We start from the raw sequence: 18,401 nt of genomic DNA, 5'->3' as shown, positions 1-18,401 counted from the left end.
ATGGCCACTTATAACAATTTTATGGCCACTTTGCTTACTTTTATGGCCACTTTCACACTTTTCATGGCCACTTTCTAAAAATATTTCTCAACATCTTTTGCTAATTGTTGATATTTCGTAAATACCTCTTGATATATCTGATGCTTTTTCATGTCAGGTTGTACCACTTTATCAATCGGAATATTCTCTTTAATTTGCTCAAAGGATTCCACTTTTCCAGTAGCGACAAGTGCTGTCCAGCTTGCTCCCCATGCAGCACCATGATGTGTGTCTGCAAGTTGTATTTCTTTCCCAAACACATCAGCTAAAATTTGCACCCATAATGGTGATTTGGATAGTCCACCGTTAACCGAAATCGTGGTTGGTTTTCCTGCGATCTCTTCTAATGACTGACCAATCTGATAAAGGTTAAAGACGATACCTTCTAATACTGCTCTCACTAAATGAGGTCTGCGGTGCGTTACACTTAAACCATAAAAATTACCTCGGGCATCTTGATTCCATACTGGTGCACGCTCGCCATTGACATATGGAACAAACAGTAAACCTTCAGATCCTACTGAAATGTTTTCAGCACCAAGTAGAAATTCTTCATGGCTACCACTGAATTCCATCATTTCCTTCAACCACTGAAGTGCAATCCCACCGTTATTCGTTGGTCCACCAATTATTGAGGTATCTTTTGTAAAAGCATAACTGAACGTTTCGCCATTATCATTCACATGATGTCCCGAAATCAACTGACGGATGGCTCCACTAGTGCCAACAGTCACTGCTACTTCACCTGGTTTAATCGCGCCATTACCGAGGTTCGCTAGTTGACCATCTGCCGCTCCTATTACTAATGGTGTATCTTGTGGCCAATCTAAATCCTGTGCTATCTCAGATTTTAATCCAGTAATGATTTCGGTTGGTGGAACGATCGTAGATAATTGAGTGTTGCTGATACCTGCTAGTTCTAAAGCTTCAGGTTCCCAATCTAATGTGTTTACATTCATCAAACCGGTTGCAGATGCCATTGAATAATCAACAACACGCGTGTCAAACCATTTAAACAGTAGATATTCTTTTAAGGACATAAAATAAGCAGCTTCTTGATAGGGACGATAATTATTTTCTTTCATCCAGATCAATTTCAATAACGGTGACATCGGATGTATTGGTGTCCCTGTTTTACTGTATACACTTTTCTTCGTAGCAGGATCCAAACGCTTTGATAGTTTGGTACTTCTTCCATCAGACCAAATCGACATATCCGAAAGTGCTTGACCTTGTTGGTCTACACATATTAAAGAATGCATGGCACATGAAATCCCTATTGATAAAACCTTTTGATTTTTAGTTTCATGAAAAATATCACGTAAAACTTGTTGTGTCTTTAATTCAATTTCAACTGGATTTTGCTCTGCGAATGAAGGCTCAGGATAATAAGTGTCAATTAGTTGTTCTTTTTCAGTTTTTACATTGCCCTTCAAATCAAATGCTACAGCCTTCACACTTGTGGTCCCGAAATCCAAGCCAATGACTAACTCTTCCATAATGTCCTCCTCTACCTAGATAGAAGAAAAGCCTTGGATGATCCAAAGCTTTTCCACTCAATTATGATAATGCACGGTTCATACTTCCACTTTTATATCCGACTAAGTCCATTGTTACAAATTTATATCCGTAGCTTTGTAACTTTTCAGTAACACGTTGATGATTTGCTAATAATTTCTGCATGTCTTGTGGTTCTACCTCAATACGAGCAATATCTTCATGTGTCCGTACTCGTACTTGACGAAGTCCGATAGTTTTTAGAAACGCTTCTGACTTATCTACTTTAGTTAGTTTCGCTTGTGTGATCGTTTCACCATAAGCAATACGGGAAGATAAACAAGCGAAGGATGGTTTATCCCATGTTGGTAACCCAACTTGTTTCGAAAGCTCACGGATCTCCTCTTTATATAAATCTGCTTCCGCCAAAGGCCCTCGAACTCCTTGTTCTTTGGCAGCTCTCATCCCTGGTCGAAATTCACTCATATCATCTGCAATCACACCATAGACGATGTTTTTAAAGCCTTTTTCCTGCATAATTGGTACAAGATGATCAAACAAACTACTCTTACAAAAATAGCAGCGATTTTTATCATTTTCAGTATAACCTGGTATCGCTAATTCACTTGTCTCGATTACTTCATGTCTTGCCCCAATATGGGATGCTAATTGTTTTGCTTCTTCTAGTTCACTTGTCGGATAGGTTTCTGAGTCAGCAGTTACTGCTAGAACGTTCTCAACCCCTAATGTATCAACGGCTACTTTTAACAAAAAGGTACTATCTACCCCACCGGAAAAAGCAACAACAACTTTCTTCATATCTTGGAGAATAGAAACCAACGCTTCCTGCTTTTGCTCTATCATGTTCTATCTCCCTCCCTTTTTAACGAGTCTTAACTCTATTATATCGTCATACTGCCAAATCCGCCATCCACTCGCAGTAATTCACCAGTTACATATCCACTCGCTTTGTCTGAGGCTAAATAAACGGTAGCTCCTTGCAGTTCTTCTGGATCACCAAATCGATTCATTGGTGTGTGACCCATAATCGAATTAACACGATCTTCGCTCAAGATTTTACGATTTTGTTCAGCTGGGAAAAATCCTGGAATAATCGCGTTTACCCGAATATTGTGTGGTGCAAATTCACGTGATAAATATTGAGTCACACTATTAATTGCCGCTTTTGATGCTGAATACGTAAATACTTTCGATAATGGCGTTGTAGAAGAAACAGATGAAATATTAATGATGCTTCCACCACGTTTTTGCTCGACCATTTTCTTAGCAAAGATTTGTGTTGCAAATACTACTCCTCGTAAATTTACGTCCATAATTTTATCCCATTCTTCAGTTTCTAATTCTAAATAAGGTGTTGTACTATTCATCCCTGGCGCATTTAGGAGAATGTCCCAACCTCCTGACCATGCTTCAATTTCCTTTGCAACTTGTTCTACCGTTTCTAGTTTACTTACATCTGCTTGAAATGCTTTTGCTTCGCCACCAGCTTCAACGATTTCTTTTACAACTTCTTCCGCTGTCTCAAGATTACGTCCGACGATGGCTACCTTTGCACCATGCTCTGCAAGACCTTTTGCCATCGAACCTCCTAGTGTACTATTACCTCCTAGTGCTACTGCTACTTTTCCTGTTAAATCAAATAATTTACTCATATTATTTCCCCTCTCTATTTATTTAAGATTTCCATCTTGATCAAATGATAATTCGTATACATCACTCGTTTTTTCTAGGTTTTCATGTTGTTCAACGTCCGCTATCATATTTTCTGATACTTCAATTTCACCAATCTCTAATGTGTTTTTGATTCGGACTACTCTTGCTTTGGTAAAATCTAATATATTACATGTTTTGATAGCTGCTTGAATCGCTGTTTTATCTGTTGGCATTGCTGTTGAAATATGTGTAGGTCCTACAACTGTTGATGTTAAGCCATTAGCATACGTAGCTTCTCGATTCATTTTGTCGACTAATTTTTGCGTAGTAAAATCAGCCGTACCTACGCCATTAGCATTTCCTTCCGTTTCTTCCGTTAAGTCCAAAACGATCATTTTGGACACATCTGGACCACCGTAGGCATATGGCGTTGGATAGCGACCTGTTATATTAGGATCCATTCCATCACCACTAATGTTTTTACCTATCTCGTCGATAATTAAGACATCAATTTGATCAAAAAACAGCTTCGGCAATGATGCTTTTGCTAGTTTTTGTAGATCGGGTTCTTGTTCTGAGATTTCTTCCGGCAGTAACACATCCAACTTTGCCACTTTATCAAAAGCATTTTCTACCGTTGCTACGGCAAAAAGAATTGGCATTTTATCAATAATAATTTCTGCCATTGCTGGAACATGTTCAGCCATATGCTTAAACCCTAATTGATGACAAGCTTCTGCTCCTTTTTGTTTCCCTAAGCCGATACTAATCATCTTCATAATCCCGCTTTCAACCGGACCACGAAAGGCAGTGTGTGGTTTTACCCGATTAATGACAACAATACCATCAGCTTCAGATGCTAGTTTGTCAATATAAATAGGTAAACCATTTTCTAGTTGATCAATTTTAATGACTTCCATAGAAGAACGGATCTCTGCGCCTACGACATCTTCTTTAACACCTAAATGTTCTAATACCGCTTTCTGCCCAGGGCCTGTTGCTCCACCATGACTTCCCATACACGGCACAATAAAAGGTTTTGCCCCATGCTCTTTTAAAAAATCGATCGTTACTTTTGTTGTTTCAACTAATCGATCTAAGCCTCGACTACCTACCGCTACTGCTACTTCCATCCCAGGTTTTATTTGGGTTTTTATGTTTTTTTGTTCTAGCTGATTGAAAAGCTCTTGACCTAAATCATCCAATTTCTGATCATCAAAGTACTGTTTTACCTTCATCATTTTTGGGATTGGAATAGGTTCTACTAATTCATGTAAAATACTCATTGATAACACTCCTTTATGATTAGTATGGCTATATGTTGTTACTTAGTATATCATTAATTTGTTTGGCGGACAAATTAATTAAACCATTAAAAAATAATTTTTGCAAAAAAGATGACAATCGTAACGGTTAGCATACTTGCTATAGTAGAAAATAACACGGTTTGGGCTGCAAGATCTGGATGACTTTTATATTCCTCTGCTATTACAGCACTATTAACCGATGTTGGCATTGCTGAAGCGATAAATAAGGCTTGTGCCATGATATCCTCCATTTGAAATAACCATATAATGACTAGGGCTACTACCGGTCCACCGATTAATCGTAAGACGATACTTGCATACACGGTATATAATCCTTTTTTAAATTTCATTTTTGCTACCTGTGCACCTAGTGTCATTAAGGCTAACGCAATCATAGCATCTGCAATATAGTTGGCAGAAACCCAAATTGGTTCTGGTATCGCCACATCCCAAGCATTTAATAAAACACCCGCAAGCATCGCATAAAGTACTGGCATTTTAAAGTAGCCTAATGCAGCTTTCCACTTTCCTTCCTTAGCGGCCCTTAGCGAAAAGATACCGTAAGAAAACAGAAATATATTTTGCAGTGTCAACACAATAACCTGTATCGACATTGCAAAAGGATCTCCGCGGAATACTAAATCATTGACCGGAACTCCGTAATTACCTGAATTAAAAAACATGACACTATTGGCAAATGTTGTTTTCTTTCCACCCGTTATTTTCATTACATACGCTGTTGCAAGAGACAACAAATACAATAAGACAATAAGTAATAAAAAGTACAACAACACATAAATAAATAATTCCAGTCCAAAGGTTGCTTCATATAATTTAACAAAAATAAAGCCTGGTACAAGGAAATAAATATTTAATTTAGCTAAAGTAGCCAAGTCTAGTGTGAATCGGATATATAAAAAATAACCAATTGCCATTAATATAAAGATAGGGAGAATAACATCCTTGAAGATGACAAAAAATTCTACCAAACCCTCACTCCCTTTATAACAACGTTGTTATTGTTATTTTATCATACTAATATTTCAAAAGAAACATTACTCGACGAAAGAAAAACTGCATTTTGATTGTAAAATGCAGTTTTTTTATATCATTATTGCGTTACATCTAATGCATTTTCTTGTGCGATCAAGCATAATTCTGCTGCTTTAAATGCATGTTCTTGCGTCATTGCATTTTCTGTGCGATCGATACAGTCTTTTATTAACTGACCAAAGAATGGGAAGCCAACTTTTCCTGCAAGGTCATAATGCTTTTCACCATCTTGATTTACTAAATATAGTTGGTCGCCACCTTTATCTGTTGCCAAATCAACGTACTTTCTAATTTCGATCGTACCTTCTGTACCAACAATAAATGTTCGACCATCTCCCCAAGTACTCAAACCATCTGGTGTAAACCAATCTACTCGGAAAAATTGTGTGGCACCATTATCACCTTTTAGCGTTGCGTCACCATAATCTTCTAGTTCAGGGTGATCAGGATTTGCATAGTTCGCTACTTTACTATGAAGAATCTCTGCATCCTCACAACCAGCGTAATGTAGAAACTGTTCGATTTGATGACTTCCGATATCACATAAAATTCCACCATACTGTTCTTTCTCAAAGAACCATTGCGGCCGACTTGGTGCATTTAGTCGGTGCGGACCAAAACCGGTAACTTGAATAACTTGTCCAATTGCACCGTCATCAATAAGTTGTCCAGCAAATACAGCACTCTCTACATGCAAGCGTTCACTAAAATACACCATATATTTTTGACCTGTTTCAGCAACCACTTTCTTTGTCTCCTCAAGTTGTTCCATTGTTGTGAAAGGCGTTTTATCAGTAAAATAATCCTTACCTGCTCTCATGACTTGATTGCCAAGTGCACTACGCTTTGAAGGGATTGCTGCTGCTGCAACTAATTTTACTTCCTCATCCTCTAGCACCTGCTCAAGTGATTCTGCTCTTTTAGCTTGTGGAAACTGTTCTAAGAAGTTATCTACTTTTTCGGGATCTGGATCATATACCCATTTCAAGGTTGCGCCAGCTTCTACAAGTCCGTTACATTGACCAAAGATATGTCCGTGGTCTAATGCGACAGCAGCGATTACAAATTCACCGTCTTTTACGACCGGATTCGGTTTACCTTTAGGCGCATAATTCATACCATCTGCTTTGCTCATTTTACTTCACTCCTTTGAACGATCTTGTTCCTATTGTATACGTTTTTCTAGGTTCATTCCAATTAAAACCAGTCAGCGTAACCCATCTTTCTAAGGTTTTCAGCCGAATCATGTAAACAATCAAACGGATCACGGCCATACGTGTCGTCTTGTTCGATTAGAAAATACTTTGCACCAGCTTCCTGACTTGCTTCAATTATTGCTGACATATTTAGGTTACCTTCGCCTACCTCGGCAAACTCGATTAAATTGACAAATTTATTGAAAAAGTTACCCATATCTTTTAGATCTTCTTCAGTAACATCAAGATTTCCAATGCGATAATCTTTTAAGTGGATTAAAGAAACTCGATCTTTATATTGTTTGATAAAGTCAACTGGATCAACGCCTGCTCGATGAATCCAATGCACATCCAGTTCAAACCCAAGTTCTTTGGTGTTTTCTTTCATAATATCTAATAGAAACTTACCATCAAAGCGTTGGAATTCGATATGGTGTGTATGATAATATAACTTGATTCCTTCTTCTTTTAATCGCTTAGCAGTTTCTTCTGCTCGATCAATAAAATTCAATATTTTCTCTTTATCTCCCATAATAGAAAATGGAAGCATTCCAATCCGAATGAATTGACAATCTAGTGCCTTACAATCTGCTACAATCTTATCGTAATTGTCTGTTAAGTTTTCTTGCTCTTTACCTGCTACCATTGGTTCTAGTGGTGCAGAGATCGCCGTAATATCAATGTTGAAATCATCACTTGCCTCTTTTAGCTTTTGAACATTTTCTGCTGTCATCGGAATTTGAGAAACTTCCACCGAGCGAAAGCCTAGCTCATGAATTTTTTTCATCGTTTCATAGGCACCAAGCTCTTCCACTTTTCCTTTCAACATCATCATTTGCACACCGATTTTACCAGTTGTCATTGTAAAACCCCCATCTTCATTATTTGCTTATTTTCTGATGATCGGTTAATTAAATCAATCATCTCCATCGATACATAACCTTCTTTTGCATGAATATAATCATGACCATCTTGAAGTATTTGATTATAAAAGTTATTTATCAATTTTGAATGACTTGCGCCATAATAAAATTTAGACCCAGCTAATTTACGGTCTTCCAATAACCTTACTTTTTTGCCTTCTTCGTTTGCAATCGTTAAAATACTATCTTTTATTGTCAATTTTGCTTTCTCCAATAGCACTTGAAATTCAACGGATGAATTTTGCGCATTCGAAACGGTCGCAAAAAATAAACCTGTTGCCCCATTAGCATATTTGATATGTGCAGTTGCTGTATCTTCCACATCAAACCCATAATCTAACAAGCGATCGACTGAGCCTCGAATCGTTTCGATCTTACCACCAATCCATTGCATTAGATCAAGGGTGTGAATCGACTGGTTGATCATTACCCCACCACCAGCCGTTTCCATTTTCCCTCGCCACGGTTTTGCTTCATAATAAGATCTTGGTCGATGCCACGTAACGATTCCTTTTACACCTGTAATGTTGCCATATTTTCCGCTGTTAACAATAGTTGCTAATTCTTCTACCGTTTCATTCAAACGATTTTGCAGACATACTGCAATTTTAACCTCTGGATGTTGTTCTTCCAAAGCAACAATCGCTTGGCTGTCTACTTTAGAATGTGCTAGCGGTTTTTCTAATAACACATGAATGCCACGATCGACAGCAGCTTTTGTAGCGGGATAATGAAGATGATGTGGTAAGCAAATATGCACACAGTCGATATCTACTTCATCCATCATCACTTGATAATCACTATAAAAAGGAACTTTCTTTACCTTGTTAGAAACATGTTTAACGATATCACATATTGCAACTAATTGTGCATTTTCGTTTTGTTGGATTGCTGGAAGATGAATGTTCGATATATCACCTAGACCTATTATTGCAACTTTTAACATCATTTCACACCCCATTGTTATACCGAATTTGGTTACTTTTCTTGTTGACGTAGTTTCGTTAATTCTTCTAAATATTGCTCTTCATTTATCGGTAAGCTAATTTCTTTATTTAACCAACTTGATAAATGCATCGCATTCGCTAATTCGACACCATTGATACCATCTGATCCAGGTGCGATTAATGGTGTTCCATCTAAGATGTTCGCAGCAAAGTTCTCTAAAACGGCTACGTGTTGACCACCCCATACGCTTTCAAATTCTAATACTTCTTCCTGATAAATAGAACCAGGTCCTTCACCTTGGAATAATTTCATAACATCCTGCATCGACATCGAATCGCTCATTTCGCTTTCAGGTGTATTCAAGCGTTTTACTGTTACCTTTTTACTATCGTCAACCACGATTTTCCCTTTATCACCATGGATTTCAAGGCGGTCGGTGCCCATAATATCATGTGTACATGTTATGAATACACCCGTAGCACCATTTCCATAATCGAAAACAGTGGTTACATCATCTTCTACTGGAATATTACGCTGATAGCCATATTGTGCTTTCGTGTATACTTTTTCTGGCATACCACAAATCCATTGTAGTAGGTCAATTTGGTGTGGTGCTTGATTAACGAGGACACCGCCACCTTCTCCGTCCCATGTTGCTCGCCAAGACCCTGCATCATAATAACCTTGTGGACGCCACCATGTTGTAATAATCCAATTTGTACGACGAATCGCACCGATTTCTCCATTATCAATAATCTCTTTTACTTTTTGATATAATTCATTTGTTCTTTGATTGAACATAATCGCATACGTAAGCTCTGGTTTAGTTGCTGCAAATTCGTTAATTTCTTTTACTTGCTTTGTATAGACTCCTGCAGGTTTTTCGAGTAATGGATGGATATCACGTTTCAAGGCTTCGATACCCATTTCCGGGTGCAAATAGTGTGGCACACATGTGACGATAGCATCGACATCACCACTTTCCATCATATCAATATAATTGTCATAAAAAGGTACCTCTGGGTACTCTTCATTTGCTCGTTTCTTTTTTTCAGGATCGGTATCACAAATAGCACCAATTTCCATATTACCTACTCGACCTTCCTTAATGAAAGAAGCATAAGCTCCCCCTTGTTGTCCTAGTCCAATAATTCCTAATTTAACTTTTGCCATTATTTTTCACTCCTTTTATATATTTCAAGGCGTTTCTGACGATATTGTCTAGCCGTCATTCCAACATTCGCTTTAAAAAAACGACTAAAGTGAGAAACGCTTTCAAAACCACATTCATCCGCTATTTGATTTAAAGTTTTCTCTTCATCTACTTCCAAAAGAAATTTTACTTGTTGGAGGCGAGTTGCCATTACATATTCCATAATGGTATAGCCTGTCATTTCTTTAAAGACATGTGACACATAAGATTTACTTAAATTTAAACTTTCAGCAATTCGGTCAATCGACATTTTCTTTCTGAAGTTTTCCTGGATATATGTCGCTATTTTCTCTGCATGCTGTGTCTTATCGTATTTTTCGTTGACAGCTTTTTGAGAGGAGGTTTGACCTAAACGGTTCACGAGAACAAGTACTTGAATCAGTAATGCTTTCATGCCCCATTCCTTTTCTTTTTCTGAGGCAACTTGGTCATTTTTTACCTCACTCATCTTCTTGATTAAATGTTCCAATTCTTCGATATCCTGTCGTTTCGACGAGCGAATCAAACAATGATGAAGTTGGTGGAACACATCTAGCAGAGAAGCGGCACCTATCGAAGCTAATGCTGGTTCAATTACGTCTGGTGAAAAATGAATATGACTACGAACATATTCACTTTCTCTCGGTAAATTAGGCTTATGAAGGGCTAAACCATCCATCAATAAAATATCCCCTGGTTGCAAATCATATATTTGGTTATGAATTAAATACCTACAAGTTCCCTGATGAAACAAATAGATTTCATATTCTTGATGGGAATGCGCTTTTACCTCACCAAATTGACCTTGCAAACGATAATTTACCATTAATTCTCGATTCATATTTTCATCACCTTTATCACTTACACTTTTATTCTATTGTAAACGATAGGATAATAAAATAACTAATATTGCTTTATTTTCTGCAAAAATTGACTCATATTGCATAGATCCACAGCGAATAATGCAATATGAATTGTTACACATTATCAAATAACAGCGACATAATCTTGTAGTAATTTTGACATGGTTTATAAGCGTGGTATCCGCTCCGGCTTGCCCACTCCCCTTTCCATGGGGTTTTACCTTCAGCTAACTTTTCCAAGCAAAAACCGCATGGAAAAGTGGATCTTCAGGAAAAACAGTCCCACAGGAGTAGGAGTGGCCGCCTCCGCTCAATAAAATTCTACAACTGATGCAAATGCTAGCATTTTGGATGGTTACAAATAGGAGCATATGTTGTTAAATATGATACGTAATCTGAAGACAAATTCATAAACGATATGAAATCACGCCAATATGATTATCGTAACTATAGTTGTAGCGTATAAAAAAGCATAGGCGTCGGCTTCAACTCGAGGCCACTGAAAAACCCCCTTCCTTTTTAATCAATAAAAATACAATCCCAAAATTCATACTAAATATCATATGAAAGTGGGGAATTATATGCATTTTCAATAGTGTTTCGGGGGTTAAAGTGGGGAAAATAATTTCCATAATATGTTTTTCAGTGGCCTCCTTCAACTCCTGCGGGATGTTTTTATTCGAAGATCCACTTTTTAAGCGCACTTTGCTTAAAAAGTTAGCTGAGAAGAAAAACCCGCGGAAAGAGAAGCCGACAAGCCGAAGCGGATGTTACACAGTTTTTAAATCTCATAATTATCACAAAAAATGTGTCCCACTTTCCTTCTACTAAGAAAATCCAAACGATTATATTCGAATGGATTTCGAAATCGTTTGGATTTTTCTGAATTAGAATTTTTTCTCCACTTTTTAGAGAATAGCCTATGGTTTTTCGTCTTATATGCTATCCTTTTACACTTCCTGCTGTGATCCCTTCGACGAGATACTTTTGGAAAAATAAGAATACCAACAATTGTGGAACAATCGATGCGACACTCATCGCAAACATTGGGCCCCATGCTGATAAGGCAGAAGGGTCTGAAAATAATTGTAAACCTAACGCCACCGTATATAAACTCGTATCATTTAAATAAACAAGCGGAGTCATGAAGTCATCCCATGTCCAATAAAAGGAGAAGATGGCAACAGTAGCTAACGCAGGTGTAGTTAACGGTAATATAATTCTCCAAAAGATTTGAAACGTACTAGCTCCATCCATATACGCTGCCTCATCAAGTTCTCTAGGTATACCTCTTATAAATTGAATCATTAAGAAAATAAAGAATGGAATACCACCTATAAAAGACGGAACGATTAAAGGTAGATAGGTATTTACCCAACCTAAATTATGAAACAAAATATATTGTGGTATTAATGTAACTTGTTGCGGTAACATTAATGTGATGATCATACATACGAATAAAGCAGTCCTAAAGCGAAAATTCACACGAGCAAACCCAAACGCTACTAATGTTGAAGAAAACAATGTACCGATTACAACCATCGTTGTTACAAACGTAGAGTTAATAAAGAAAGTGGAAAATGATAAATTACCAAAACCTTCCCATCCTTTTGCATAGTTTTCCCAAACCCATTCAGAGGGAATAAGTGAAGCGGCATTTCGAAATATCTCTGATTCTGGTTTTAATGAACTGGCAATCGTCCACAAAATCGGATAAATCATGATAAATCCTAAAATCCAAATCGAACCGTGATAAATTAACGTCTTTCTAGTATGATGATTTTTCACGATTAATTCCCTCCTTCCGATTCATAATGAACCCAACTTTTGGCAGTTTGGAAAATAAAAGCAGTAAAAATACCACATATGATTAATAGAATCCATGCTAATGCAGATGCATACCCCATATCAAAGTGAGCAAATGCTTTTTCATATAAATAAACAGCATAGAATAATGTTCTATCCATTGGACCACCATTGGTGATCAAGAAACTTTGTGTAAAAGCCATAAAACCTTGAATCGTTTGCATAACAAGATTAAAGAATATGACAGGTGAAAGCATCGGGAGTGTGATACGAACAAATTGCAAGAATTTACTAGCGCCATCTACGGCAGCCGCTTCATACAATTCATTTGGTATCGCTTTCAAACCAGCCAAGAAAATAAGCATTGGTGAACCAAATTGCCATACAACTAATATAATCAAAGTGGATAACGCGAAGTCTGGACTCGATACCCAACTTGTACCTTCAATTCCAAAAAAGCCTAAAATATCATTAACAGCACCTTCACGACCGAATAATTGTCTCCATACAACAGCTATTGCAACACTACCACCAAGAATCGATGGAACATAGTATAGTGTTCGATATAGACCGACACCTTTTCGTTTCGTATTAAATAACATGGCTACAAATAAAGCGAAAGCTAATTTCAATGGCACCGAACCAAACACGAAGATAAATGTTACCTTTATTGCTTGAAAAAACCGTGGATCATTGGTAAACATTTCAACGTAATTTTGAAGACCTATCCATGTTGGAGCAGATAATAAATCATAATCGGTAAAAGAAAAATACAATGAAGCTAACATAGGACCAACTATAAATCCTAAAAACCCAATTAGCCATGGGGATATAAATGCAAAACCGACAAGGTCGATTGATTTTTGTGTTTTTAATCTCGTTATCTTTTCCTTTTTATTGGATTCGTTTGCTACATCGTTACCCTGCATGCCTTCCACCTCCTATTGAGTAGGACAAGTCACCGTAAAGGTGACTTGTCATCACTGTTATTGGTTGTTTGCTAGTATCTCACTAGCTTTCTCTCTAAAGTTCGCGGCTGCTTCCTCTGGAGATATTTGCTGATAATACATTGGATGTTCTACTTCATTTTCATACATTGATAAGATCTCTGTTGCACCTTCAGGCTCTGGAGGATCAATAGGTTTTGAATAGTCTTGCGCTAATTCAACAAAGTCGAACATTTTGACACCAACAGGGTCTTGTAAACCTCTTAGGTGTTCACGAACTGCAGTTGCGATCGGCACACCACGCTCAGCATTTAATACTTCGTTTGCTTCAATATTATTTGTGAAATAACTGATGAATTTCGCTGCTTCTGCTTGTTGCTCAGAATGTGATGTCACAGAGAAGAATTGACTTGGTTTTAAGAAGTGACCATCTTCTCCACCTTCTAACATTGGACTAAGCGCTAATTCTAATGGTCGACCTGCTGCTGATTCAAGTGCAACAATTTGGTTACTGTAAATATCTAAAAACATTGCAGTATCTCCATTTACAATTGGTTGCTGTTCAATGTTCGAGCCAGCATCCATAAATACATCAGCTGGAGCAGCTGCACCAGATTCTTGCATATCAACTGTTAATTGTAGGAAATCCACTAATAATTGGTCATCATCATAACCAAGCGCTGTTCCATCTTCATTAAATAAAGACACACCGTTTTGACGTAGATAATGACGAAGATTGTTCACACCTGCAAAAGGCTGAATACCATATGCACCATCTAAGTTATTAGATAATTCTACTCCCATTTCGTTTAATTCTTCATACGTATATTCTGTTTCTGGAACTTCTACTCCCGCTTCTTCAAATAAGGCAGGATCATAAGCAACACCATGTACATTGGCACCTAGATTGACTGCGTAAAGACTTCCATCTACTTTACCACCATCAATATAAACATCATCCACGTCGCTTAAATCTAATGTACCATCATCTACTAATGAATTTAGATCAACTAATAATTCGCGACCAACATACTCATTTAAATAAGCATAATCCATTTGGACGATATCAGGCATGTTTCCACCAGCTGCTTGCGTCGCCATTTTCTCCCAATATCCATCCCAACCTGAAAACTCTGGAGAAATAGTAACATTAGGGTTTTCTTCCATGTACATGTCAATCACTTCTAATGTTCGATCATGTCTATCTTGAGAACCCCACCACAAAATTCTTAATTCTATTTGCTCACCATCACTAGCTTCTGAGCCATCGTCATTAGACCCATTTTCATCACTAGAAGCATCCTCAGAATCATCATTGTTTGTACCACTAGCGTCATCTGAGTCACCTGAACTACAAGCTGTGACTAACCCTACAGCGAACAATAATAACATAAACAGATAAAGCCATTTCGAATTCTTGTGCATAAACTTTTCTCCCCTTTTCTTTTAAAAATTTTATTTAAAACAATTGCTATTACAATTGTTTTAGACAGTTTGGATCGATTCATGTAGATTTTGCTTGTTTTTCTTGCAGTACTGTTACATGATCGATAGCTTGCAAGGATATAATCATAATCATAAAGAAAGTTAAACTAATTCCTACTGAAAACAAAATTTGCGGGTAAAATAAGGATAAATACACAATTCCAAACAAGGAAACTGCAATCCCTACTGTTTTTAATGGATTTAACATGCCAATAATGAAGGCATATTTTATATATTCCAACAGTTTTAACTGGTAAGATACATATATTGGAAATATGTAAATCAACGTCATCATAAACCACACCGATAAAATAAAAATCATGATACTTACCATTTGTGGAACAAGCCCTTCCATTTTCATAAAAAACGTTAAGTCAAAATAAATGATACCACCTATTATAAGCATAATAATCGCTAAACCATTTGACCTAAAAAAATGTTTTTTATAATAATTCCAGAATTCCTTTGTGATCGAGCGAGTATATTTTTCTTCTAACCAACGTTTTTGCAGTTTGCATAACGTAACAGAAGCAGGTACGATCCCAAATATTCCAGCACCTAATAAGGAGAAGAAAAACCACAATATATTGAGGTATACGAGTTTTATTAATCCTTCACAAAATTTGCGTACAATTTCTGTTAATGCCACAGCATTCATTACTCCCACCTCATTTTTTTAAATAATCGATCTTCTATATTGCGTAATTTTTATGTTATGATCATTATAGTAAGCGTTTCCATTATAGAAAAGATACTCTTATAATGAAAAAAGGCATCTTTATTCATCTAATTTCAATAAAAGTATCTTTAATTACGAATTCGGAAATTAAGATACTTTTATGAGGGGGTAACCGTAATGTACAAAATGATAATTGTCGATGATGAAGCAGAAATACGCAATGGTTTAGCTCATTACTTTCCTTGGAATCAACTCGGTTTTGATGTTATCAATAATTGCAGTAATGGTAAAGACACATTAACTTGCATCGACCAACATAAAGTAGATGTAATTTTAAGTGATATACGGATGCCAGTAATGGATGGGATTGAATTAGCAAAAGAACTTTATCAACGAAATTCTTCTATTTATTTAATTTTTTTAAGTGGTTATAAAGACTTTCAATATGCGAAAGAAGCGTTGAAATACGGAGTAAAAGATTACATCGTAAAACCAGGAAAATATGAAGAAATTCATGAGGTTTTCTCTAATGCCAAAATAGAATTAGATAAAAAATGGAGCAAATCACACTCCCAAAATCAGAATTACAATGAGAATATTGTAGAAACGATCGAAAGTTATATTCAAAAAAACTATTCGGACATTTGCTTAGATGACATTGCAACTGTCTTAAAAATGTCCCCCAATTATATTAGTAGTTTTTATAAAGAAAGAACCGGTGATAATATTTCGAAATTCATTACGAAAACTAGGATGGAAAAAGCAGCTGAGTTATTAAGCGATTATCATTACAAGACGTATGAAATAAGTGAAGCAGTCGGTTACCATAATCCGAAAAATTTCACAAGAATGTTCAAAAAATATTATGGTGTTACACCTAGAGAATATCGATCTAAAAAATTGGAGTTAACTAAATGAACAATAAAATACTCTTTAAAAACATTATGTTATTTGTTTTTCCGTTATTGATCCCTGTGTTTATCCTTGGATCGTTCGCTATTTTTATCACAGACAAATATATGCGAGAATCGATACAAAGTAATAATATGAATGTATTACAACAACTGGAGCAACAAACGAATACTATATTAAACGAAATGTATTTATTAACGTTAGATTATAATTGGAACCCTGATATTATTTTAACGTTACAAAATGTTTTTAATGCCGATTCCTATACGTATGAGCAAATCAAAGAAGCGGACTTTCAAGAAGGGAATTTACGTAGAAAAGAGATTGCTACACCTTACATTCAATCGATTTACATTTACTATACGAATCGAAATGAACGTGTTCTAACATCAAGAAATGGTTTTACCCGATTGGATGCCATGTTAGATCGTTCCTGGCTTGAAGAATATGATGACGCTGCAATTAATGACAACATATGGATGAGAAATCGTTTAGTGCCCGATTATTCGTTTAGTGAAACAGAACCTGTTATTAGTGTTTTTCGGAATATTTTTAAAACAAATGCTAAAACATCTGAAGGTCTAATTGTATTAAATATCTATCAAAGTTATTTTTCTGAATTAATTAAAGAATTAAATAATTATCATCACCAAAGTATTTTTGTTTTAGACGAAAATAATAATAAAATATATGGTAATAGTCATAGTGAAACATTAGATTTAGATCAGTTATCTTTAAACAACAATAAACCCAATTATGAAATAACGATTGATGACACAACTTATATCGTTAATCAATTTATTTCCGATCAACATCAGTTACGATATTTTTCAATGGTGGAGAAACATGAAATCTATCAAATTCCCAACCAATTACGATTAGGGACGGTATTATTTGTGCTTTTATCACTAATACTCGGTACAACTACCATCTACTACTTATCACGAAAGAATGCTAGACACATAAGTGATATTCTTTCGATTTTAAATACAACCAATCAAGAAGAAGAAAAATTAACAAAAAATATTTCCTTTAAAGATAATGAATATCAACTGATTGTCCAGAGGATTTTAAAAAATTTCGTATCAAAAAATAATTTAGAAATGGAATTAAACGAAAAAAAGTATCAACTTCAGTCCGCGGAATTATTGGCACTACAAAATCAAATTAATCCGCATTTTTTATCAAATACACTGGCAATTATTTATTGGCGAGCAATGGCACTTACAGGAAAACCGAATAAAGTGACGAAAATGCTCGAAACGCTAACGGATATATTGAATTTTTCACTAAGAATCAAACATCATACAGTATCTTTAAAAGAAGAAATACATCATACCAAAAATTATCTCGAGATCATTAAAATCAGGTCAGAGCAAGAAATATGTGTACTCTGGGATTATGATGAACAGTGTTTGGACAAACAGGTATTAAAATTTATTCTCCAACCTATTGTAGAAAATGCAATCACTCATGGTAGTGACCAGAACACGTCCTTAACCATCAAAATCAAAATCAGACACGTCAATGGAAAAATCCGTTTTATCATTACGGATAATGGGATAGGAATGTCAAAACAACAGTTACATCACCTATTACAGAAATTAAACAAAGAAGAATATATGACCAACCATATTGGCTTATCCAACATTCAAAAAAGAGTCGCATTATTATTTAATAACGAGTATCGCTTTGTTATCCAAAGCAAAAAAGGATGGGGAACAACAATTATTATCGAACACCCCAGTGAATAATCAGCAGCACATTATATTTAAGAATAATAAAGAAAGACTTTAATCAGTGGGACTTGAAAAATCCCACTGATTAATCACGAAAATTATTATCAAGAATATCGTCTGTTTATTCCGATCATCTCCAAT

General features: G+C 36.1%; 16 protein-coding genes. 2 read left to right on the top strand and 14 right to left on the bottom strand.

Features of this window, described 5'->3' with window-relative positions; genetic code table 11:
- Nucleotides 1-74: 74 nt before the first annotated feature.
- The 14 genes from BN3107_RS04960 to BN3107_RS04895 all read right to left on the bottom strand — a co-directional run bounded on the left by BN3107_RS04960 (nt 75) and on the right by BN3107_RS04895 (nt 15,588).
- The gene (locus BN3107_RS04960) at nt 75-1,538 is read right to left on the bottom strand and encodes a gluconokinase (RefSeq protein ID WP_058306522.1); all 1,464 of its coding nucleotides are present in this window, start codon (nt 1,536-1,538) and stop codon (nt 75-77) included.
- Nucleotides 1,539-1,599: 61 nt separating this feature from the next.
- Complete coding sequence (gene larE, locus BN3107_RS04955) at nt 1,600-2,400, bottom strand: ATP-dependent sacrificial sulfur transferase LarE (RefSeq protein WP_058306521.1); 801 nt, start codon at nt 2,398-2,400, stop codon at nt 1,600-1,602.
- A gap of 38 nt (nt 2,401-2,438) precedes the next feature.
- Nucleotides 2,439-3,209: an SDR family oxidoreductase gene (locus BN3107_RS04950; protein WP_058306520.1), complete on the bottom strand. Its 771-nt coding sequence runs from the start codon at nt 3,207-3,209 to the stop codon at nt 2,439-2,441.
- Between the two features lie 18 nt (nt 3,210-3,227).
- Entirely contained in the window at nt 3,228-4,496 is a 1,269-nt protein-coding gene (locus BN3107_RS04945) for a nickel pincer cofactor-dependent isomerase, group 22 (RefSeq protein WP_058306519.1), read from the bottom strand.
- A gap of 86 nt (nt 4,497-4,582) precedes the next feature.
- The gene (locus BN3107_RS04940) at nt 4,583-5,506 is read right to left on the bottom strand and encodes an AEC family transporter (RefSeq protein ID WP_187370998.1); all 924 of its coding nucleotides are present in this window, start codon (nt 5,504-5,506) and stop codon (nt 4,583-4,585) included.
- A gap of 122 nt (nt 5,507-5,628) precedes the next feature.
- Entirely contained in the window at nt 5,629-6,705 is a 1,077-nt protein-coding gene (locus tag BN3107_RS04935) for a Gfo/Idh/MocA family protein (RefSeq protein ID WP_058306518.1), read from the bottom strand.
- 62 nt (nt 6,706-6,767) lie between these two features.
- The gene (locus tag BN3107_RS04930; protein WP_058306517.1) at nt 6,768-7,628 is read right to left on the bottom strand and encodes a sugar phosphate isomerase/epimerase family protein; all 861 of its coding nucleotides are present in this window, start codon (nt 7,626-7,628) and stop codon (nt 6,768-6,770) included.
- Nucleotides 7,625-8,638: a Gfo/Idh/MocA family protein gene (locus BN3107_RS04925; RefSeq protein WP_316245018.1), complete on the bottom strand. Its 1,014-nt coding sequence runs from the start codon at nt 8,636-8,638 to the stop codon at nt 7,625-7,627. Before BN3107_RS04925 ends, BN3107_RS04930 begins: the two co-directional genes overlap by 4 nt.
- A gap of 29 nt (nt 8,639-8,667) precedes the next feature.
- Complete coding sequence (locus BN3107_RS04920) at nt 8,668-9,810, bottom strand: Gfo/Idh/MocA family protein (RefSeq protein WP_058306515.1); 1,143 nt, start codon at nt 9,808-9,810, stop codon at nt 8,668-8,670.
- On the bottom strand, nt 9,810-10,670 hold the full coding sequence (locus BN3107_RS04915) for an AraC family transcriptional regulator (protein ID WP_058306514.1): 861 nt from the start codon (nt 10,668-10,670) through the stop codon (nt 9,810-9,812). Before BN3107_RS04915 ends, BN3107_RS04920 begins: the two co-directional genes overlap by 1 nt.
- Nucleotides 10,671-11,634: 964 nt before the next feature.
- Nucleotides 11,635-12,480 (bottom strand): carbohydrate ABC transporter permease, encoded by an 846-nt coding sequence (locus tag BN3107_RS04910; protein WP_058306513.1) that lies wholly within the window; start codon nt 12,478-12,480, stop codon nt 11,635-11,637.
- A gap of 2 nt (nt 12,481-12,482) precedes the next feature.
- Nucleotides 12,483-13,427 carry a carbohydrate ABC transporter permease gene (locus tag BN3107_RS04905; protein WP_058306512.1) on the bottom strand — a complete coding sequence of 315 codons (945 nt, stop codon included), beginning with the start codon at nt 13,425-13,427 and terminating at the stop codon, nt 12,483-12,485.
- 57 nt (nt 13,428-13,484) lie between these two features.
- On the bottom strand, nt 13,485-14,870 hold the full coding sequence (locus tag BN3107_RS04900; protein ID WP_058306511.1) for an ABC transporter substrate-binding protein: 1,386 nt from the start codon (nt 14,868-14,870) through the stop codon (nt 13,485-13,487).
- A 79-nt stretch (nt 14,871-14,949) separates the two neighbouring features.
- Entirely contained in the window at nt 14,950-15,588 is a 639-nt protein-coding gene (locus tag BN3107_RS04895) for a YesL family protein (RefSeq protein ID WP_058306510.1), read from the bottom strand.
- Nucleotides 15,589-15,786: 198 nt separating this feature from the next.
- Between BN3107_RS04895 and BN3107_RS04890 the strand changes: the two genes are divergently transcribed.
- Together BN3107_RS04890 and BN3107_RS04885 are read left to right on the top strand one after the other, a co-directional pair.
- Complete coding sequence (locus BN3107_RS04890; RefSeq protein WP_058306509.1) at nt 15,787-16,527, top strand: response regulator transcription factor; 741 nt, start codon at nt 15,787-15,789, stop codon at nt 16,525-16,527.
- Entirely contained in the window at nt 16,524-18,275 is a 1,752-nt protein-coding gene (locus BN3107_RS04885; RefSeq protein WP_058306508.1) for a sensor histidine kinase, read from the top strand. The genes BN3107_RS04890 and BN3107_RS04885 overlap by 4 nt, the downstream gene beginning before the upstream one ends.
- Nucleotides 18,276-18,401: the final 126 nt, after the last annotated feature.

Origin of the sequence: Gracilibacillus massiliensis (genome assembly GCF_001458115.1) — a bacterium.
GTDB lineage: Bacteria > Bacillota > Bacilli > Bacillales > Amphibacillaceae > Gracilibacillus > Gracilibacillus massiliensis.
Note: the sequence above shows the minus strand (reverse complement) of the source record. Positions and strands in the feature narration are given on the sequence as shown.